This is a genomic window from Oceanisphaera pacifica (genome assembly GCF_017498065.1).
Taxonomy (GTDB): domain Bacteria; phylum Pseudomonadota; class Gammaproteobacteria; order Enterobacterales; family Aeromonadaceae; genus Oceanimonas; species Oceanimonas pacifica.
The window spans coordinates 114322-134666 of record NZ_JAGDFX010000009.1 but is presented as its reverse complement, the minus strand read 5'-3'; the positions used below and the strand labels follow the sequence as shown (position 1 = coordinate 134666).

The 20345-nt window shown below is 47.7% G+C and carries 17 protein-coding genes and 1 pseudogene; 6 read left to right on the top strand and 12 right to left on the bottom strand.

From position 1 onward, the window contains the following. Positions 1 to 29 precede the first annotated feature (29 nt). Positions 30 to 491: a ribonuclease HI gene (gene rnhA, locus J3U76_RS09310; RefSeq protein WP_208005691.1), complete on the top strand. Its 462-nt coding sequence runs from the start codon at positions 30 to 32 to the stop codon at positions 489 to 491. 78 nt (positions 492 to 569) lie between these two features. On the opposite strand, the gene J3U76_RS09305 is transcribed toward rnhA, so the two are convergent. Continuing rightward, positions 570 to 1346, bottom strand: a complete 777-nt coding sequence (locus J3U76_RS09305) for a class I SAM-dependent methyltransferase (RefSeq protein ID WP_208005690.1) — start codon at positions 1344 to 1346, stop codon at positions 570 to 572. 55 nt (positions 1347 to 1401) lie between these two features. Here J3U76_RS09305 and gloB point away from each other — a divergent pair, with 55 nt between their 5' ends. After that, positions 1402 to 2196, top strand: coding sequence for a hydroxyacylglutathione hydrolase (gene gloB, locus J3U76_RS09300; protein WP_243454170.1), 795 nt, complete (start codon positions 1402 to 1404; stop codon positions 2194 to 2196). A 63-nt stretch (positions 2197 to 2259) separates the two neighbouring features. Further along, positions 2260 to 3648, top strand: a complete 1389-nt coding sequence (locus J3U76_RS09295; RefSeq protein ID WP_208005689.1) for a LysM peptidoglycan-binding domain-containing protein — start codon at positions 2260 to 2262, stop codon at positions 3646 to 3648. A gap of 73 nt (positions 3649 to 3721) precedes the next feature. Here J3U76_RS09295 and J3U76_RS09290 read toward each other — a convergent pair whose 3' ends face one another. After that, positions 3722 to 4534: an endonuclease/exonuclease/phosphatase family protein gene (locus J3U76_RS09290; protein ID WP_208005688.1), complete on the bottom strand. Its 813-nt coding sequence runs from the start codon at positions 4532 to 4534 to the stop codon at positions 3722 to 3724. Beyond that, a complete protein-coding gene (gene yciA / locus J3U76_RS09285; RefSeq protein WP_208005687.1) occupies positions 4534 to 4929 on the bottom strand; it encodes an acyl-CoA thioester hydrolase YciA in 396 nt (131 codons plus the stop codon). The genes J3U76_RS09290 and yciA overlap by 1 nt, the downstream gene beginning before the upstream one ends. A 201-nt stretch (positions 4930 to 5130) precedes the next feature. Between yciA and yjjX the strand changes: the two genes are divergently transcribed. After that, complete coding sequence (gene yjjX / locus J3U76_RS09280; protein ID WP_208005686.1) at positions 5131 to 5679, top strand: inosine/xanthosine triphosphatase; 549 nt, start codon at positions 5131 to 5133, stop codon at positions 5677 to 5679. Between the two features lie 86 nt (positions 5680 to 5765). Here yjjX and J3U76_RS09275 read toward each other — a convergent pair whose 3' ends face one another. Together J3U76_RS09275 and J3U76_RS09270 are read right to left on the bottom strand one after the other, a co-directional pair. After that, positions 5766 to 6602, bottom strand: coding sequence for an NAD(P)-binding domain-containing protein (locus J3U76_RS09275; protein WP_208005685.1), 837 nt, complete (start codon positions 6600 to 6602; stop codon positions 5766 to 5768). Then, entirely contained in the window at positions 6592 to 8499 is a 1908-nt protein-coding gene (locus J3U76_RS09270) for a transglycosylase SLT domain-containing protein (protein WP_208005684.1), read from the bottom strand. Before J3U76_RS09270 ends, J3U76_RS09275 begins: the two co-directional genes overlap by 11 nt. 292 nt (positions 8500 to 8791) lie before the next feature. On the opposite strand from J3U76_RS09270, the gene hpf reads away from it, so the two are divergent. Beyond that, positions 8792 to 9169 carry a ribosome hibernation-promoting factor, HPF/YfiA family gene (gene hpf / locus J3U76_RS09265; protein ID WP_208005683.1) on the top strand — a complete coding sequence of 126 codons (378 nt, stop codon included), beginning with the start codon at positions 8792 to 8794 and terminating at the stop codon, positions 9167 to 9169. A 385-nt stretch (positions 9170 to 9554) separates the two neighbouring features. Further along, positions 9555 to 10697: pseudogene (locus J3U76_RS14490) on the top strand (chorismate mutase); the annotation flags it as partial. A gap of 1516 nt (positions 10698 to 12213) precedes the next feature. Here J3U76_RS14490 and tyrA read toward each other — a convergent pair. From tyrA to J3U76_RS09225, 7 genes are all read right to left on the bottom strand, one after another. Beyond that, the gene (gene tyrA / locus J3U76_RS09255; protein WP_208005681.1) at positions 12214 to 13347 is read right to left on the bottom strand and encodes a bifunctional chorismate mutase/prephenate dehydrogenase; all 1134 of its coding nucleotides are present in this window, start codon (positions 13345 to 13347) and stop codon (positions 12214 to 12216) included. Between the two features lie 134 nt (positions 13348 to 13481). Beyond that, a complete protein-coding gene (locus J3U76_RS09250) occupies positions 13482 to 14552 on the bottom strand; it encodes a 3-deoxy-7-phosphoheptulonate synthase (RefSeq protein ID WP_208005680.1) in 1071 nt (356 codons plus the stop codon). Between the two features lie 693 nt (positions 14553 to 15245). Beyond that, positions 15246 to 16034: an MlaA family lipoprotein gene (locus tag J3U76_RS09245; protein ID WP_243454169.1), complete on the bottom strand. Its 789-nt coding sequence runs from the start codon at positions 16032 to 16034 to the stop codon at positions 15246 to 15248. A gap of 99 nt (positions 16035 to 16133) precedes the next feature. Continuing rightward, positions 16134 to 17360, bottom strand: coding sequence for a c-type cytochrome biogenesis protein CcmI (gene ccmI / locus J3U76_RS09240; protein ID WP_208005679.1), 1227 nt, complete (start codon positions 17358 to 17360; stop codon positions 16134 to 16136). Position 17361: 1 nt separating this feature from the next. Next, positions 17362 to 17832, bottom strand: a complete 471-nt coding sequence (locus J3U76_RS09235) for a cytochrome c-type biogenesis protein (RefSeq protein ID WP_208005678.1) — start codon at positions 17830 to 17832, stop codon at positions 17362 to 17364. A 3-nt stretch (positions 17833 to 17835) separates the two neighbouring features. Beyond that, the gene (locus J3U76_RS09230; RefSeq protein ID WP_208005677.1) at positions 17836 to 18369 is read right to left on the bottom strand and encodes a DsbE family thiol:disulfide interchange protein; all 534 of its coding nucleotides are present in this window, start codon (positions 18367 to 18369) and stop codon (positions 17836 to 17838) included. Beyond that, positions 18366 to 20321: a heme lyase CcmF/NrfE family subunit gene (locus J3U76_RS09225; protein ID WP_208005706.1), complete on the bottom strand. Its 1956-nt coding sequence runs from the start codon at positions 20319 to 20321 to the stop codon at positions 18366 to 18368. Before J3U76_RS09225 ends, J3U76_RS09230 begins: the two co-directional genes overlap by 4 nt. Between the last annotated feature and the right edge of the window lie 24 nt (positions 20322 to 20345).

Sequence of the window (20345 nt, the reverse complement as noted above, 5' to 3'; positions counted from 1 at the left end):
TACTTATGTGTAATGGCGAATATTTAAAGATGAAAAAGGTTGAACTGTATACCGATGGCTCTTGTTTAGGTAACCCAGGTCCTGGGGGGTATGGGGCTGTGCTGGTTTATAATGCGCACCGTAAAGAGCTTAGCGGCGGCTATCAACTCACCACTAATAATCGCATGGAGTTGCTTGCCGCTATAGAAGGACTTGCCGCATTAAACGACGCTTGTAAAGTCGATTTAACCACAGACAGTCAATACGTTCGACAAGGCATTACTCAATGGATCAGCGGTTGGAAACGTAAGGGCTGGCAAACATCGGCAAAAAAACCAGTTAAAAATGTCGATTTATGGAAGCGCTTAGATGCTCTGTGCCAACATCACCAAGTGACTTGGCACTGGGTAAAAGGACACTCAGGCCACCCAGAAAACGAGCGCTGTGATGATCTTGCCCGCCAAGCCGCCGAGCAAGACGCCAATCTCAATGATACTGGGTACCAAGGCTAGATTTTACGGTAAAGATGAGCCATCACCTACTTATTCACTTTCACCTTAACCTTACTCTAGTTACTAACTAATTGATGCTTAGTCATGGGGATTGAGTTTGGCGCCAGACTTTAATTGTTGCTGCTGGCGAGCCATACCAGGTTGAAGTACTGGCTTTGTCGGCTGATATTGGCGGATAGGGGTTAGTGGATAACGGCGTTTGCGCGCCATAATAATATAGGCGGCAGACAGTGACGGACAATAACGCGGATAGCAACGCCGCCGCCAAGCCCCCTCGCTTGCAAAATCAAATAAGCGAGTGAGTCCTATATAATCGCGGTTAATCACTTCAAAACCTAACAGTTTTAGCCAGTCTTCTACTCGCCCGGGCGCAATCATATTTTTCCAGCGCGGTAGCTTACCATGGCCCGCAGGCTCGGGATTAAGGCTCAGGTTAAACATTAAACTAGCCAGCCCTGCACTGCTGTAAGGGTTAAAGCCAGAAACAATAAGCCAGCCATCATAGTGCAACCCTACTTCAACTTCCCGTAATATAGCGTGGGGATGTTCACTAAAATCTAATACATGCGCCAGTAAGCAAGCATCTAAACTGCCAGGAGAAAACGGCAGTGCACAGGCATCCCCCAATACATCGGCAGCAGCGTCTTGCTTAGGCGTTGCTACCTGACTCAAATAGACACTGTGCAACAAGCGACTGTCTGTTAATGAAAGGGATGCACTCAGCGCATCAACTTTAAGCAAGTTAAAACCAAATAATGAAGGAGCCCAATCATCTAGCCGGCGTTGTAATTGCTCGGCAAAATGCGTTCCTCGCAGTAACTGTGACCAATCACTTGGCGTATCGGCAGATTTCATCAAAATTTGCGCCTCTGTTAAGCTAACACTCACATTTTTATAAAGGTGTATTAATATGATTAATATTAGCCCCATCTGTGCATTTCAAGATAACTATATCTGGCTACTCTCGAATAACAAGCATGCTGTGGTGGTCGACCCCGGCCAAGCAGCACCAATAGAGCAGGTACTCGCTGAACGAGGCCTAATACTCACCGACATTTTGATCACCCATCATCATTATGATCATACCGGTGGCGTACAAGCATTATTAAAAAACTGGCCCCATGCCAAAGTATATGCTCCGGCAGACGAGCCATTACCCAGCTCAAATGCCGTCGCACTTAATGATGGCGACACACTCAACTTATCGGAATTAAATCTCACCTTTAACGTAATGAAGGTACCCGGCCACACCTTGGGACATATTGCTTTTTATGCCGCTAATGATAACGATTCAGTTAGCCACCCTTTATTATTTTGTGGTGACACTCTGTTTTCTGGCGGTTGTGGACGCTTGTTTGAAGGCACGCCACAACAAATGTATGACTCTTTACAACGCTTAAAAGCCCTGCCCGACGCCACTCAGGTGTATTGCACTCATGAGTATACGCAGTCTAACTTAGCCTTTGGTTATGCTGTTGAACCCAGCAATAACGCGCTAAAAAAACACATACAAAGTGTCGCTAAATGTCGCCAGCAAGGCATTCCTACTTTGCCAAGCTCTATAGGCTTAGAAAAGGCCATTAATGTCTTTTTGCGCAGTGACTTAGCCAACGTTAAAGCGTCAATACAAGCCCATGCTGGCGCACCATTAACCGAAAGTACTCAGGTATTCGCTGCACTTAGACGCTGGAAAGATGATTTTTAACGAACTTGATTAAATTGCTCACAAAGCATACACTGGCCGCCGTTTTTTAGAGATGCGAGCACCATGAGAACACTCTGTATTTTATCCAGCGCTTTGCTTTTGGCAGGCTGTCAGGGGTTATATTCCTCTAATACTCAAAACAGCACCGATAAAGAAGCGGCCAATAACCAGCTCTACCATACATCATCTGTTTACTCGTCGTTACAAATACACAATCGCACGGCAGACTTAGGCCGTGCCTACAGCATGACGCCAAGTAACACCGATATGCTCCAACAGGCAGCTGCCACACACCAAGCAAATTTATGGGCCGACTTAGCCGATAAAATGCAGCTTGATATGCCACTGGATCACCCCAGAGTCGTGGCTCAGCGCGAGTGGTATTTGAAACACCCAGGTTATATGCGTTCTGTATCAGAGCGCGCCAGACCGTTTCTCTATCTCATAAAGGAAGAGATAGAAAAACGGGATATGCCAATGGAACTGGTATTATTGCCTGTTGTTGAAAGTACCTTTGATGCTAAAGCCTATTCCCATGCCCATGCGGCAGGTCTCTGGCAAATGCTAAAAAGTACCGGCAAGCATTTTGGCCTGCAATACGACACTTGGTACGACGGCCGATACGATGTGATGGCCTCTACTAACGCTGCGCTAGATTACATGGCCTACTTAAATAAGTTTTTTGACGGTGACTGGATGCTAGCGTTGGCAGCTTATAACTCAGGCGAAGGCCGAGTACAACGCGCGGTAAGAGCAAACCGCCGTCAAGGTAAGCCTACTGACTACTGGTCATTGTCTTTACCTAAAGAGACCCAAAGCTACATTCCTAAACTGCTGGCGTTAGCCGATATTCTAAAACACGAAACACATTATGGAATGGAGGTGCCCGCACTACCTAACCGTCCACAACTGGCGGTAATTAAAGTAGACAGGCAACTGGATTTACATATGGCGGCCGATCTTGCGGGTATGAAACGCGAGCAACTTAAAGCACTTAACCCAGCCTTTAAGCGTACCGCTACTTCTCCGACCCATCTTGCCGACATTTTAGTGCCTGTGGCTCATGCGCAAGGCTTTGAAATTGCCATGGTCGACTTACCTGAACAAGAACGTAAGTCTTATAAGCCTTATCGCGTACAAGGCGGCGATAGCCTAGGGCGCATTGCACAGCGTTATGGCTCTAGCATACAAGCTATTCGCCAAGCGAATAATTTAAGTGGTACCACTATTCGCATTGGACAAGAGCTGATGTTACCTACCCCCTACCAAGGTTCTCCCGCTATTGCAGCACCCGCGGGGGGAGTTTATAAGGTGAAATCGGGTGATTCACTATCTGCTATCGCCAGTCGTTTTAGTGTAAGCATTAATGAGCTACTACGCTGGAACAGCCTTGCTAACAAGCATACCTTGCGCACCGGGCAACGTTTAGTGGTGGCCGCAAATGCGGGTTAATTAACCTAGCACCCAGCCCAGATAAACAGAGAAATACCGAGCCAAGACTCGGTATTTTTTTTAGAATGCCATATTAAGGCACGCTAAAGTGTACCTGTAACGCACTATGATCCGATGCCTCAGAGGCTAAGCTTTGTGCTTTATCAAGAGTTAGCCCCCGATAAAATACCGCATCTAATGGATACCCCCAAAAGCGGGTGCGTACATCTGGAGCCGGCAAGGCCTCAGTTAGCTGCTCTTTTTTTGCCCAGCGCGTCAAAAAACCTTCTCTGCGACCATTCCAACGATTAAAGTCGCCCGCCACTATCACGGGGCCGCTATAATCACCAATAACCTCGCTTATCATATCCAGTTGTTCGTTATAGGTGCGTCCGCGTAACGAAAAATTAACCGCATGTAGATTAGCCACTAATAATTGCTGCGTCGAACCTGCTAACGGGTAATAACTAAATAATACAGACTTGGGGATGCGCGTAGCCGGCTCTAATAGCCGCTTACCACACGCTTGAGAGGCGTGTCCTTTGGCTGCCGTTAGCACCCCATTACTCACCCCATGCCAATTAAAGGCTGCTACCTGAAACCAATGATAATCTTGTTGATGCAACCATTGATGTAAATCAGGGCTGGCATTAGCTTCTTGCAACAGCAATAGATCATGGTTATTTAGCCCATCATTTAATTCGGCTTGCCAATCGCCCTGCTGCTTATAAATATTCCAACTAAACAGTGAGAAGCTTGAGGGTAGCGGTGAGCTGGTTGCCTCAGCAGGTCGCGTACACTCCAGCGCTACCGCCGCTTTACCATTATGTATCAGCTTTTTTTCAGGTACATCAATGCAACCACTTAATAATAAAGTGGCAGCCAAGGTTAAGCATAATGGCTTCATTAATCAGCCTGTACGGCGCGCGGGCGACCATTATCATCAATGGCCACATAAACAAATTGCGCCTGCGCCACTTTATAACGTGCGCCGCCTTCGGGGGTTAATACCGGCTTTACCCACACCTCTACTTTTACCGTAATAGAGGTGCGCCCAACTTTAATTAATTCCCCATGGGTGCAGACGACATCGCCCACTTTAACCGGGCGCGAAAAGTTCATTTCACTCACCGCAACCGTACCTACACGCCCTAATGCCACTTCATTGGCCAACAAGCTGCCGCCCAAATCCATTTGCGACATGATCCAACCGCCAAAAATATCGCCATTGGCATTGGTATCGGCCGGCATCGCCATGGTGCGCATTAATAAGTCGCCTCTGGGATCAACATACTCAGTCATTATTTAATTCTCTTTTATATATAAAAATAGGCATAATTATACGCAGGCCTTATAAATGAAGAAAGCAGATGATAGGCGAAGTGTGAAACAGGTAGCCGTCGGCCTTAGGCACCAAAAACTAAACTGGCTTTAACTGAACACTTAACGTGCCTATCTGCTTTATTCTTATCAGCGCAATTTTAAACACTAGGTGAACCTAATATGTTGAATGTAGTCGTTGCATCACTCAACCCGGCCAAAATAGACGCGGCTCGATTAGCGTTAGCGCAAATATTTCCTGAACAGCATTATCATATTAGTGGCCTAGCTGTGCCCTCCGGTGTGGCTGAGCAACCCATGAGCGATAACGAAACCTACCAAGGGGCTCGTCAGCGCGCCCTAGCCGCTCAACAGAAAGTGCCCCATGCCGATTTGTGGATTGGTATGGAAGGCGGCATTACCCGCCATCAACAACAGGGCATAACCTTTGCTTGGATCCAAGTGTTAGGACATAACGGGCTAGACAATGCCAGCCGTAGCGCCAGCTTGACCTTGCCAGACTTTGTGGTGCAAGCCGTCATGCACGGAGAAGAGTTAGGTCAGGCTATGGATCGACTTTTTAAGCTCACAAACTGTAAGCAACAAGGTGGGGCAATCGGCGTGCTAACAGCCAATTTACTCAATAGGCGACAGCTTTATTGCGATACCTTAATATTAGCGTTAGCACCTTTAATTAGCCCCCAATCTTATGCGTTAGAGAGTTCACTTTGATAAACAAACAGCAAAGAGCGCTGCATCATACTAAATAGCGAGGTCAGCCCGCCTATTCAATAAGCTCGGCCTGACCTCTTGATACACTAGTCTTCATGTTGTTTATTGCGCTCAGCTAACCAATCAAACCAATTTGTTACCTGATAATCTAGCCCCAGCCACTCGCTTAGTGCACTGCCATCTATGGTTTTACCTTGGCCGCCACCACTAAACTGTGGCGCAGGCAGGTCGCGAAACTCTGCCGCTTGGCTATAAAAATCACGGCGACTGGGATGATGCGGTGCACTCATATTGAACCTGCTAGGCCAATCTTCTTTGGCCAAAATAGCCGGTATAAAGCGCAATAAATCTTCTTGTGCCACTAGGTTTATTGGCTCATTACCCCCATCAAAACTGCGGCCCGCCAAAAAGCGCCCTGGCTCACGGCTGCCGCCCACTAAACCTGACAACCGCAAACACAGCACTTGTGCCCCACAGCCTTGCACCGCCTGCTCGGCGGCTAACATACGCTCACCGCGTGCTGAATCTGGCGCCGCATCGGCTTCAATCTTATGCCCAATTCCTGCATATACAGAGGTGGCACTGGTAAATAATATTCGCTGCACACCACTGCTTGTGGCGAGCCGAGCCACCTGACCAAGTATGTTGGCATAATCATCCACTTTGCCCGGTGGCACGCACAATACCAAGGTATGGGCAGCCAATGTCGCTGACCAAACGGGTGGCAGTGGCGCATTGATATTCCAAACCTGAGTCTGAATGCCGGCCTTGGCTAATCGCTTGGCTTTATCTTGGCAGGTAGTACTGCCAGATACCGCGTAGCCTTGCGCTAACAAGGTAAGCGCCAGCGGCTCACCTAACCAGCCAAGCCCCACTATGGCCACACTGTTTGCGGCGGTATAAGTAGATGTACTAGTAGACATAACGCAGCTCCGAAGGAGTAATCAAGGTCTGGGATTGACCTAATATATCTTGATAAATCACCGAATATGCCAGCACATTTTGCACATAGCCACGAGTTTCTCGATACGGAATATTTTCAACCCATACGTCAAATGGGCGACTACCACTGTTTTTTAGCCAGCGATCAATGCGGTGCGGCCCAGCATTATAAGCGGCAATTGCCGCGATGCGGTTATGACTGTAACGCTCCAGCATCTCTTTAAAGTAGTGAGAGCCCAGCTGTATATTGATGTTTGGAATATACACATCTGACGCTCGCTTAAAGTCAGTAATACCGTGCTTTTTCGCCGTGGCTTTGGCAGTAGCGGGCATCAGTTGCATTAAACCACCGGCCCCTACCGGAGAGCGCGCGAGTTCATAAAAGGCACTTTCTTGGCGAGCAATTGCAAATAAGGTAGCCTCGCTCACTTGTAAACGCTTAGCTTGGCGTTGAAAGTTATCGCGATACACAATAGGGAAACGCAAATCAAGATGATCCCAAGCCTTAATACGAATACTGGCCTGAATAGCGTTGTCGTACCATTTTTGCTGTAACGCTAAGCTGCCCAGCGCTAAACCATCGGTTTTGCTTACTTTACCTAATAAATGATACCACTCACTGCGAGCGGCAGTTATCTTGCCCAATGCCTGCCACTCTTCAACTCGCGCCACCGCTGGCCACTGGCGGCGAGCCTCGTCTAAGCTTATCGCCGGTACCAGTGGCTTTTTACGTAACGAAAACGGCGCTTGAAGGTGCTGAGCGGCTAAAAAACCATAGTAGTTACGGTGGGTGGCCGCTTGTTGCCACGCTTGTTGGCTAGCTTGCTCTTTATTTTGTGCCTTCAGTGCACGGCCACGCCAATATAACCAGCGGCTATTTTGCTGAGCATCACTCGATAATCGAGCAATCCATTGCGGCAAGCTTTTCCAGTCTTGCTCCCAAATTGCCACCCGTGCGCGCAGCTCAAATAGCTCATCATTGCCCATCTCCGGCAAACGACTATCTAACCAGCTGCGATATTCCCGCGTGCGGTTATACATTAATCGACGTGCCAACCCTTGCTCTATTTTCGCTACTTGCGGCTGACTTAACCCTGCTTGATTTTGGTAGCTGGGGTACAAGTTCATCACTTTGGCATAGTCAGTATTGGCTAATTTAGCTAATGCTTGGGCTAAGGCTTGAGTTTGTCGTTTATTTTGCGGCTTTACTAAGTCACCGGTGATCAGCTGCTTAGGTTTTTTAGTTAATGATTGTAAAAATGCCGCATCTGGCTGCGCCGACGTACTCAGTTGCCGGCTTAAATAACTGACTAAACCATTCTCTCCACTGTTATAGGCCAGCAATATGCGCTGCCATATATCTTCATCGGTACGGCCACCGGCTTTATGCCAAGCACTAAATAAAGGATCGCAGCTGCTGGGCCGAGAGTGCCCGTACAACCACAAAGTTTTGGCACCCGCCATCGCAATCGCTTTATCGCCCGTCGCCCATTTGGCTCGGTAATGCGCACATTGCAACGCCACACTATTGGGAAGTTCGGGATAGAGAGCTAAAAACTCGCGCCAGCGTTGTTCGCGCGCTAGACGATATAAATAACGCCCTTCTAAGCGATCAGACAGTAATGAATCTGGATGTTGCGCGATAAAGTCGGTCACTTGGCGGGTACGTAAACTAGAAAGGTGATTAACAAGGTATTGATAATCTAAATATATGGCGAGGGGATACTCGTTTAACCCCTTTCGTAACTGGGTAAAGCGCAGATCATCTTTTTTATCCAACGCTTGCTCAGCATCGCGATATTGTTCTCGCATTGATGACGCATCAGCACCTACACTTAGCCCCAGTAACAGCAATCCAAGCCCTAACACCTTTCTCACGGCGATCCCCTTTTTCATAAATAGATCACCATCCTAAGGAATAGTGCTAACCCTGCCAATGGGCTACGAAAAATAAAGTTAAGCGCTACGTAAAAGAAACTTATTCGTTCGAGTCTGGCTGATATCACCTTATGCTGGCAACAAATAAGTGTGAGTTGCAACGATGTGATCACATATTTAACTTGCATAAACGCAAGGACCCTAATACGTTGATATAGATCACATTATTAAATCACGGTCAGGGTAGTCTGAAACCGTACACAAACATAAAAGCACACCCAGGGGGTATTATATGTCCATCACCATTACTAGCACCACTATCGACATTTCTCCCGCCATTCGTGAACGGATTGAAAGTCGTTTCGCAAAATTATCTCGGCGCCAAGTTGATCTTATTACGCCGCAGGTCATCATTAATAAAGAAGGGTTAAAACACCAAGTAGAAGCGACAGTCGGCGTACGCCATGACACCCTGTTTGCTAAAGCAGAAGATGATAACTTATACGCCGCCATTAAAGACTTGGGACAAAAGCTAGAACGCCAACTAAACCGTTACGCAGACAAACCGGTAGCAAAGCGCGCCCAAGCAGGCCAACCTATTGGGCCAAGCGATGTTGATGACTCGCATTTAGACGCCGAAATTGATGACGAAGAAGCGTCAACGCTCTAGTATTTAAACACTCGTGTTTAAGCATCAGTCATCACCAACACCTAATGACCTTATCAGCCCCCTTAGCCGACAAATTCCGGCCAAGGGGGCTTTTTATTGGCAACCCAGCATTGGAGCATGAGTTTAGCGCTGCGTTTCATATCAATTTATGCTAGTTTTGATGTAACGTATTAAAGGCTTGTCAGTGTAGCTGCTTCTTGGGTCATGGTATGCAATAAGCGCAGGTGTCACTGCCTCTGTTAAGATGTTTTTCTTTCACTCATTTTAGCGCTCCGCTTTTTGTCTCCCAATAAACAGGCGCGACTCAGGCAGTAAGTAAGCGAAAGACAAACAGATAAGCCTTCCATTGGGAGGCTTTTTTATTAGGTCATTAAGGAAAGCCCAATTGATTAATTTGGATGAAATTAGAAGCCATATTAGCAGCCTAGATAAAGAGCTGTTGTCTTTGTTGGCCAAGCGCAAAGACTTAAGTTTGGATGTTGCGCGTAGCAAGCTACAAAACCCGCGTCCTATTCGCGATCAAGAGCGTGAAGAGGCTTTGCTAGTGGCATTAATTAATCAAGGCCGCACCCTAGGCTTAGACGCTCATTATGTGACGCAAATTTATCACACCATTATTGAAGACTCAGTCTTGTCGCAACAAGCCTTGCTACAAGATTTGTTGAATCCACAAGATAAAGTGCCCGCCATTAGCGTGGCCTTTTTAGGCTTGCGTGGCTCTTATTCAAATATGGCGGCTCGCAAATACTTACACCGCTTTAACGCCCAGCTTGTTGAGCATAACTGCGACACCTTTCAGCAAATTTTTGATACTGTGGAATCGGGCCAAGCGCAATATGGGGTATTACCCATAGAAAACACCAGCTCAGGCGCCATTAACGATGTGTTTGACTTAATGCAGCACACTAACCTGTCTATTGTGGGTGAGCTCACCCAACCCATAGAGCACTGCTTGTTAGTGGCCACAGACACAGATGTAAGCAAGTTAAAAACCTTATATACCCACCCTCAGGTTTATCAGCAATGCTCACAGTATTTAAAAACTTTACCGCAAGTAAAGGTGGAGTTTTGCGCCGCTTCTTCTAATGCCATGGAGCTGGTTGCCAAGCAACAACGCGATGATATTGGTGCCATGGGCAGTGCCGATGGTGGCGCTTTGCACGGCCTTAAACCCTTGGTAACTGGGCTTGCCAATCAAAAGAAAAACATGACTCGCTTTATTGTGGTGGCGCGCAAACCCGTTGAAGTGGCGGAGCAAATTCCGGCAAAAACTAGCTTTATTATGTCAACCGGTCAGCAAAGCGGTGCCTTAGTCGAAACCCTGCTGATACTGCGCAACCATGATATTCCCATGACCAAGCTAGAGTCGCGCCCTATTATTGGTAACCCATGGGAAGAAATGTTCTATGTAGATGTGGCCGCCAATGTGAATAGCTCACATATGCAGGCTGCACTCAATGAGCTCAAAGACAGTGTTAGCTTTATTAAAGTATTAGGCTGCTACCCCAGCGCTGAAGTGGCCCCAACCCGACTGTCATCTAAGGCACTTACCCAGCCCCAAGCTTCATCACCCAAAGCACAGCCCTCGGCAGAGCTACCCGCCGCTAAAGCCGCAACGCCAATGCTGCAAGTCGGGCGCTTTAGCTTAAGCCAGCAAGAGCCATTACTGGCTACATTATTAGAGCAATGGCCAGAACGCCAAGGGCTACAAGAAATGGCCCGTCAAGTAAAAGAGCAAGGGGGCCAAGTATTAGGCGCACCTTGCTTTGGCCAAGGAGACAGCCAATTTGAACAAGCACGCTTGTTGCAACTGCGCGAAGTGGCCCAGCAATTTGACTTGGCTACTCTGGCGCCGGTGCACACCCCCGAGCAATTACAGCGTGCGGCAGAGTCACTAGACTTAATCTTACTGCAACCCATTGAAGGCAAACGAGACGAGCTACTTTGGGCCGCTGGGCGCAGCACAAGGCCGGTGTTATTGCCGTTAAACGATAAGGTAAGCGACACCCTCACCGATATAGAGACGGTACTGAGCGAGGGCAATCGCCAATTAGCCTTATTAGATGCTCAAGGCCGCCCGTTAGCCGACTTATTAGCAGTACAACAAGCCTCTGCGCTTCCGTTATTAAGCCAACTAGATACCAATAACGATATGCTAGTCGAGCTTGGCTTAGCCCTTAAAAGCGCCGGTATACAAGGCTTTTGTTTGACGGTATTAGAAGAAGATAATCTGTCAACACTCGCGCAACTCGCACAGCGCTTATATCGGGATTAAATACTTAGCAACACAATCCGCGGAACCCGCTGAAAAATAGGGATTAGATCTGAAAAAGACTGTTCATGGTAAGAGCAGACACAAAGCTTATAAGACAGTGTGCTTGGGTCATTGCGAGGAGTGCAACGACGCGGCAATCCATTTAACAGATAGTAATAAGCTAGAAGCCGGAAGTAAAAACAAAAATGCCTCTGTGTTTTTGTTTAGCTTACCGCTTTCAGCTCTCAGCTTCCGGCTTTCTTTATGCGGTACGAACAGCCAAAACCGTTTTATCTTTAACGTACGGCGGTTAGGTTTTGCAGGCAGCTTGTTTTGCTCTGATGTGTTGTAGGGTCGATTTCAATCGACCAAAACGATAGTGCAGCCTAAAGAGGTCGAATAAATTTTACAGGAGACTAGGGGGTGAATAGGGAATTCTAATCACTATTTCCTAATCACCAATACTAGTAATCCATGTTTAGGGCGCTACGAGCCTGAAGAATGGATTGCCACGCTGCGCTCGCAATGACAGCGTAAGGGCAAAAGCAGTGTTAAGTGTCTGGTTAATTCAACATTCAACATTGTTCTCGGGTCATTGCGAGGAGTGCAACGACGCGGCAATCCAGCATACAGGGGATTAGGGATCGGTGAATAGGGAATAGTCACTGACAGACAAGCGCGGTGTGCTAATCACGAGTCCCTAATCACCAATCCCTGTTTCTTACCGCTGACAGCTCCCCAAAGGGACTGTCTTTAAGCTTGGTGCTGGGCGCCGGGCGCTCGGCGCTTCTTACTCATCCGCATAATGGCGGCTATCGTTGGCTTGGGCCAATAGGCTGCGACTTTCTTTTAAGAACGTCTCGGCATTCTCCCCAAAAAACGCACTCACCTCGGCAAACTGCTCAACAAAAGCGTCACGTTTGCCCTGCTCTAGCTGCGTTAATAACTCACCAAAACGAGTATGATAGCGGCGGATCATCTCAAGATTGCGCGGTGACGACAAAATAATGTCGGCATATAACACAGGATCTTGGGCAAATAAGCGCCCCACCATGGCCAGCTCTAACCGATAAATAGGAGAGCTTAACCGTAAGAGCTGCGAAATATCGGCTTGTTCGGCACATAAATGTGCGCCATAGGCAAAGCTGGTAAAGTGGCGCAGCGCTTGCACTAAGCTCATGGCTTGATCATGCTCTTGGGCATCCACCGCTTGTAAGCGAGCGCCCCAAATACGCATTTGCGCCAGCAGCCATTCATACTGCTCACTGCCACGGCCTTCACTATAAATAATAACTTGCTTGGCAAGGCTTGGCACATCAGGACCAAACATAGGATGTAAGCCCAATACCGGCCCAGAGTGCGCCGCCAACATAGCGGTTAAGGGTTCAGTTTTAATACTGGTTAAATCCACTAATAAGCAGTCTGTAGGCAAGGTGGGTAATTGCTTAATGACAGCCACGGTTTGGTCTATGGGTACTGCTACGACCACCAAGCCCGCATCTGCGACTTTATTAGAGGCATCGGCCCAGTCGTCTTTTTCTAAAATATCAACGCTATAGCCAGACAAACGTAACAAATGAGCAAATAGGCTGCCTAATTGCCCGGCACCGCCCACCACCACGACTTTACCAAGCTCAGGGTTCACGCACTTAAAGCCGGTGTCTTTTTCACTGGCGTAAGACTCACGCATAAAACGGCGCAATACATCTTCAATTAAATCGGGAGGCACGCCCTGAGCCACGGCTTCGGCGCGGCGTTTGGCCAACATGGCGGCTTCTCGATCGGGGGCATAAATAGGCACGCCTTGGCGGCTTTTTACCTCTCCCACACCTGCCACTAACTTAAGGCGACGGGCAAATAAGCCCACCAACTCTTGATCTACTTCGTCTATTTGATCCCTAAGGACGGCTAATTCATCTACCATGATTTATCCCAAATACAAAAGCACCGGCCCTTTTAAGACGCGGTGCTTTATGGTGCCAACAATACATAGCAGCCACACTGCCCTGCTCGTTAGGCTCAAAATGTGTTATATAGCCACTATCTTAAATAACTCGCTTAACGAATACGAGCTTTTAACGGCTCCGCTAACTGTTGATAGCAAGATTGCAGTAACTCAGCCGTGGTATCCCAATCAATGCAGGCATCGGTAATAGACACCCCATAGCGCATTTCGCTGTTATTCTGCTCGCTAGACTGATTGCCTTCAAACAAATGTGACTCCAGCATAATGCCTAAAATTGACTGGTTACCTTCTTGAATTTGATGCACTACGTTTTTAGTCACCAGAGGTTGCAAGCTGTAATCTTTATTAGAGTTACCATGGCTGCAATCTACCACTAGGCTTGCCGACAGACCGGCATCTGTCATGGCTTTTTCCGCCAGAGATACATTAACAGAGTCGTAGTTAGGCTGCTTACCGCCGCGTAAAATAACATGGCCGTCGGGGTTACCTTGGGTAACCAAGAGCGCCACCTGCCCTTGCTGGTTAATGCCCATAAATGAGTGTGACTCAGAGGCAGCTTTTAGCGCATTAATCGCCGTGCCTAAGTTACCGTCTGTGCCATTTTTAAAGCCCACTGGCATAGAAAGGCCCGAGGCCATTTCACGGTGCGTTTGTGACTCAGTAGTACGAGCACCAATGGCCGACCAAGAAAACAGCTCTGCTAAATATTGCGGGCTAATGGGGTCTAGCGCTTCGGTAGCCAATGGCAGCTCAAGCTCTGCTAACCAGCACAATAGCTCGCGAGCTTTGTGTAGACCTTGCTCAATGTCGAAGGTGCCATCTATATTCGGATCGTTAATAAAGCCCTTCCACCCCACTGTGGTACGAGGCTTTTCAAAATAAACTCGCATTACGATATAAAGGCTGTCGCTATATTGATCATGCAATTTTTTAAGGCGAGTGGCGTATTCTTTGGCCGCGTCTATATCATGAATAGAACAAGGGCCACAGATCACCAGCAGGCGATGATCGTTACGTTGAATAATATTTGATATGGTTTCACGAGCTTGACCAATAAAATCGAGTGCAGGTTGAGAAATGGGCAACTTGGCTTTTAGCTCGGCAGGCGTGATCATGACTTTCTCGGAACGTATATGAACATTATTTAGGGTATCTTTTTGCATGACAACATCCTCACATGTTAACAAAACAATATAATCGATAAAAAGAAACACCTTGTCTTGTTTGACATTTAGGGATTTTTTTTTACGCAGCCACATTTACTTTATCAAGGCTTGCCAAGCTTGCAAAGCCTGCTATCCAAAATAACAGCGTTGGGCGTTATTGTTCTCGGGTCATTGCGAGGAGGACAAGGACGCGGCAATCTATCGAACAGACAGTAATAAGCTTGAAGCTAGAAGCCGGAAGTAAAAACAAAAATGCCTCTGTGTTTTTGTTTAGCTTACCGCTTCCAGCTCTCAGCTTCCGGCTTTCTTTATGCGGTACGAAAAACCCAAACCGTTTTATCTTTAACGTACGGCGGTCAGCGTTAGACATAGCGCTTTATTTTAGAATGGATTGCTTCGTACCTCGCAATGACCTAAATGTTGTCATTGCGAGGAGCGCAGCGACGCGGCAATCTATCGAACAGACAGTAATAAGCTAGAAGCTAGAAGTAAAAACAAAAATGCCTCTGTGTTTTTGTTTAGCTTACCGCTTCCAGCTCTCAGCTTCCGGCTTTCTTTATGCGATACGAAAAGTCAAACCCGTTTTATTTTTAACGTACGGCGGTCAGCGTTAGACATAGCGCTTTCTTTAACTGACAGCTGATAGCTTACGGCTGACAGCTCTCCCGAAGGGGCGCTCGGCGCTGCGCATTACCCGTCAATTTCATCCATAAAGTCAGACAAACTATCATCGGTTTCTGTCATGGACTCTTTACCTATTTTGGCATCTTGATTTTGTAAATACAGATCTTTGACCAATCCATATGGATCAAGAGAGTTATCCAAAATCGGCTCACGATCAATTAACTCAGTGCGCTCATATAAGCCATTCATGGCGAATTTACCCGCACGCATGGCAAAACTCATGGCGTCGTAGGGGAAATATAAACCATCAACCAAGTCCCCCGACAACTCACGTAAAGTGGTTGGCCCATAAATAGGTACCATTAAGTAAGGTCCATCACCCACGCCGATTTGCCCCAGTACTTGGCCAAAGTCTTTAGAGCGTCGCGACAAGGTCATTTTTTCTGCCACATCAAAAAAACCCAATACCCCGACCGTGCTGTTTACGCCAAAGCGCACTAAGCTAGTGCCAGCTCCCACAAAGTCACCGGTAACAACATGATTCACAAAGCTTGCCGGCTCTTCAAGATTAAGCACCACATTCTGAAAACCATCTCTTACCGGCTGACTAACATAATCACCATAAACATGAGAGGCAGGACGAACTAAATAGGTATCTAGCACATCATAGTTAATCACCCAGGCGCCGCGGTTAACTGGTTCAAAAGGATCTCGCGCATCGCTTGCACTAGACTTAGCAAAATCGGCAGGAACCTGCGTCACAAAAGGATCGTTGCTACGGGGTACATCAACACCTTGATGCGCAGAGCAGCCTGCTAAACCAAGGATTGTTACTAGCACTAACGTTCGCCACATAATATTAGCCTTATCACTTTTGTTATTACTCTATATATAAACTAAAACCGGCCTTTCAGCCGGCTTAATTATAAGTGCTGACCTAAAGTGAATACCCATTTACAGTTCGGTATCAATCACAATAGACAGTTGTTTATCTTGCTCTGTGCTTAACACCCTACTGCTACCCTCCCAGGCGCCTGTGGTGTCTGCCACATTACCGCTGGGGGCCAAGCGTGCTTTAATTACTACAGATGAATGGCCATTCATATTATTATCGGGGCGCATCGCATCGGCATTGGTTAAGGTCACGGTCAGCGGAAAACCTGGGTTTTCTATACGCTGTGCCACTAAAGGCGCTGCTGAGCCACCGGTTTCACCGTCCATGGCATAAACAAACAACACAGCCCCGGGATGATAAGGGGTATTACTGCTGGTGTTCACTTCCACTTCATAGCGCGGGCCTGTAACAGGCACATGATCTTCTTCTGCTAAGCGCTGCTCGGCAAAGGCCACTGAGCGCTCAACCATAGTGTAGCGTGGGTTACTGGGCGACATACGCTGTAAAATTTCTTGCCAGCGAGCAATGGCCGCCGTTAAGTTATCTTGCTGCATCGCCATAAAGGCAAACACCGACCAGGCCTCTAAATTATTCGGATCTTCGGCCAATACCTGCTTAATGATATTTTCAGCACGCAGCGCTTCCCCAGTAATGGCTAAGGCTTCGGCATACGGCACCATCACCATATAAGACTGCTCTGGCTGTGTAGCAAGCTGCATCGCTTTATCAAGCGCATCGCGTGCGGTTTCACCATCGCGCATTTCCAGAGTTAAGCGCCCCAGTAATAACCAACCACGAAAATCATCGCCATCGGTATAAAGCTTGGTGCGCAGCCCCTGAATTAAATCCAGCATATCTTGCTCGGTAATATCACCGTCTGGCTCTAACAACACCTGACGAGTCAGCTCACTTAAGCGCCCTGTGTTGTCTTGCCACTGCTCTACCTTGCTGTAGGCCCCCATCTGCCAATAACCGACCACGGACACTGCAATCACAATAAGCACCGCAGGTAACCACAGCCATACGCCAGAGCGATATTGCTGAGGACGTTCACTAACCACATCATCTAACAGACTTTTTTGTAGCTCTTGAGTGGCTTCTTCGCTCTCTTCTAACAAGCCCTGTTCACGGTCTTGCTCTAATTCTTGTAAACGTTGCTTATATAACTCTGTGTTTAGCTGGTTACGGCTATTAATTGACTCTGCACGGCCTCGGGTAAGAGGTAAGATAATCACTAAGGCCAACACCAGCGTCAGCAGCGCGCTCACAATCCAAAATAACAGCATATTAATTCTCTTTGTCTTTGTTCAGCAGATTGGCTAGGCGCTCTTTCTCTTCAGCGCTCAAGTCACTATCAGCATTGTCGCGCGTTTTTTTGCGCGCCCGAGCAAACACCATCAGCAATCCCAGCACGATGACAATCACAGGGCTTACCCATAAAATCAGGGTAGAGGCCATTACAGGTGGCTTATACAAAATAAAGTTGCCATAGCGAGCCACCATGTACTCCACTACGTCGTCTTTACTCTTGCCCTCTTGCAACATCACATAGGTTTTATCGCGCAAGTCTTTCGCCAATTCGGCATCGGAGTCACCAATGTCTTGGTTTTGACACTTAGGGCAGCGCAGCTCACGGGTTAACTCGTGAAACACCTCTTCTTGCTTAGGCGAGTCAAACTCATAAACATCAATGGCCGCCATGGCCGACGGGGTTAACCACAAGCCGGCTAGCAATACTAATATCGAGCATATACGCATCCGTTACTCCATTTGCTCAAAGATAGGCTTTAAGGTTTGCTGCCATACCTGATCGTTCACATCACCCACATGGCGATAACGAATAATACCTTGGCTGTCGATTAAAAAGGTTTCAGGTGCCCCATAAACCCCTAAGTCTAAGCCCAACATTCCGTCGGGATCGTAAAGATCGATAGCGTAAGGGTTGCCTAAATTTTTTAACCAACGCAATGCTTTAGTGCGCTCGTCTTTATAGTTCATGCCCACAATATAAATACCTTCACGCGCTTTAAGCTCATTCAGATACTCATGCTCGGCATAACAGGTCGGGCACCAGGTGGCCCACACATTAAGCAACATGGGCTGACCGGTAAAAATGCTGCGGCTAAAGGTTTGATCAGGGTTTTGCAAGGACGTTAGCGCAAATTCAGGCACAGGTTGCTCAATAAGCACCGACTCTAATTTGCTGGGATCGGAGAACAAGCCCCGATACAAAAAAATACATCCCAGCAAAAATATGGTCAGAGGTATAAACAAAATTAACATTCGACGATTCATGCCGCCTCCTGCACTTTTTTACTACCAAAACGGTAGCGCTTATCCACAATGGCAATCACACCGCCAATGGCCATAAATAAGGCGCCAAACCAAATCCAGCGAATAAAAGGCTTATAATACAAACGAATAGCCCAAGCGCCGTCGTTCAGCTGCTCACCTAAGGCGGCATATAAGTCTCGGGTAAAACCGGCACTAATGGCGGCTTCTGTCATCGGCATACGCTGCACAATATAAAGACGTTTCTCGGCCTTTAACTTCGGCAGGGCTTTGCCGTCTTTACTAACCGCAATCACCCCTTTAAAGCCTTCATAGTTAGGCCCGTCGGCACGCTTGGTGCCTTCAAAGGTAAAGGTATAACCTGAGAAGGTCACACTATCGCCGGCGGCCATGCGCACGTCTCTTTCTATGCTATAAAGCTGGGTGCAGCTAATACCAATAATGGTCACCGCCATACCAATGTGGCCTAAAAACATGGCCCAGTGGCTGTTGCCCAGTTTTAACACCCCTTTACCAAAGCTATGCCTGTGGGTGGCACGCACCCAAGTTTCTTGCAAGCTGGTAAGGGTTATAAAGGCGCCTAGCCCCAAGCCAACGGCTGCCCACACTTCAAAATTATCGGCAAAATACCAAGGTAAAAAGGCGCCAATGGCGGCACTGGCAATCAGTGCAAACAACAGTTTACCGTTAACCTCTTTCATTTTCTGACGGCGCCAGCGAAACAAGGGCCCCGCCCCCATCAACAAGGCCAGCGGAATAATCATCCACGCATATAAGCTATTAAAGAAAGGCGCCCCTATCGAAATACTGCCAAGGCCCAGCTCTTTATGTACTAGGGGTAAAATAGTGCCCACTAGCACCACCACTAACCCGGCCATTAGCATAATGTTGTTCCCCAACAATAAGCTTTCTCGACTGGCCAGCTCATGTTTACCGTGGCTTTTTACTTCAGCGCCTTTAATGGCATACAAGAGTAAAGACGAGCCCACCACCAACATAAAGAAGATTAAGATAAACAAGCCCCGGGTCGGATCAGAGGCAAAGGCATGCACCGACACCAAGACCCCAGAGCGCACCAAAAAGGTCCCCAATAGGCTAAGTGAGAAGGCCAAAATAGCCAGCAGTACGGTCCAAGCTTTAAAGGTGGAGCGTTTTTCGGTTACCGCCAACGAGTGAATTAAAGCGGTGGCCGCCAGCCAAGGCATAAAGGAAGCGTTTTCTACTGGATCCCAAAACCACCAGCCGCCCCAGCCAAGCTCGTAATAAGCCCACCAAGAGCCTAAGGCAATGCCCACCGTCAAAAATATCCACGCCGCCATGGTCCAAGGGCGCGACCAACGTGCCCAAGCCGCGTCTAACTTGCCGGTCATTAACGAGGCAATAGCAAAGGCAAACGCCACCGACAAACCCACATAACCCATATACAACATAGGTGGGTGAAAAATCAGCCCAGGATCTTGCAGCATAGGGTTAAGGTCACGGCCATCGACCGGAAAAAAAGGCAAAGTACGTTCAAACGGATTAGAGGTGACAATCACAAACAGCAAAAAGCCCACGCCAATCATGCCCATTACACTGAGCACGCGCGCCACGGCATCGAGCGGTAAAGCACGGCTAAAACGTGCCACCGCAGCGGCCCAACCGGCTAAAATTAATACCCACAGCAACAAAGAGCCTTCATGCGCCCCCCACACCGCAGAGATGCGATATTCTAGCGGCAATAGGCTGTTGGAGTTAGACGCCACATACAAGACGGTAAAGTCGTGATCAATAAAAGCCCAAGTTAAACAGGCAAATGACACTACTAAAAAGCCAAACATGGCATAGGCTAAGGGGCGCGCCAGCAACATCATGCCGGTGTTACCACGAGACGCTCCTAATAGGGGATAAATACTTAGAATTAAACTGGCCGCGAGGGCCAGAATAAGACTAAATTGACCAATTTCCGGGATAATACCAAGGGTTTGGCTAACCGAATC

Coding starts and splice junctions, on each gene's coding strand:
- rnhA (WP_208005691.1), top strand. CDS start 30: ATGAAAAAGGTTGAACTGTATACCGATGGCTCTTGTTTAGGTAACCCA.
- J3U76_RS09305 (WP_208005690.1), bottom strand. CDS start 1,346: ATGAAATCTGCCGATACGCCAAGTGATTGGTCACAGTTACTGCGAGGA.
- gloB (WP_243454170.1), top strand. CDS start 1,402: ATGATTAATATTAGCCCCATCTGTGCATTTCAAGATAACTATATCTGG.
- J3U76_RS09295 (WP_208005689.1), top strand. CDS start 2,260: ATGAGAACACTCTGTATTTTATCCAGCGCTTTGCTTTTGGCAGGCTGT.
- J3U76_RS09290 (WP_208005688.1), bottom strand. CDS start 4,534: ATGAAGCCATTATGCTTAACCTTGGCTGCCACTTTATTATTAAGTGGT.
- yciA (WP_208005687.1), bottom strand. CDS start 4,929: ATGACTGAGTATGTTGATCCCAGAGGCGACTTATTAATGCGCACCATG.
- yjjX (WP_208005686.1), top strand. CDS start 5,131: ATGTTGAATGTAGTCGTTGCATCACTCAACCCGGCCAAAATAGACGCG.
- J3U76_RS09275 (WP_208005685.1), bottom strand. CDS start 6,602: ATGTCTACTAGTACATCTACTTATACCGCCGCAAACAGTGTGGCCATA.
- hpf (WP_208005683.1), top strand. CDS start 8,792: ATGTCCATCACCATTACTAGCACCACTATCGACATTTCTCCCGCCATT.
- tyrA (WP_208005681.1), bottom strand. CDS start 13,347: ATGGTAGATGAATTAGCCGTCCTTAGGGATCAAATAGACGAAGTAGAT.
- J3U76_RS09250 (WP_208005680.1), bottom strand. CDS start 14,552: ATGCAAAAAGATACCCTAAATAATGTTCATATACGTTCCGAGAAAGTC.
- J3U76_RS09245 (WP_243454169.1), bottom strand. CDS start 16,034: ATGTGGCGAACGTTAGTGCTAGTAACAATCCTTGGTTTAGCAGGCTGC.
- ccmI (WP_208005679.1), bottom strand. CDS start 17,360: ATGCTGTTATTTTGGATTGTGAGCGCGCTGCTGACGCTGGTGTTGGCC.
- J3U76_RS09235 (WP_208005678.1), bottom strand. CDS start 17,832: ATGCGTATATGCTCGATATTAGTATTGCTAGCCGGCTTGTGGTTAACC.
- J3U76_RS09230 (WP_208005677.1), bottom strand. CDS start 18,369: ATGAATCGTCGAATGTTAATTTTGTTTATACCTCTGACCATATTTTTG.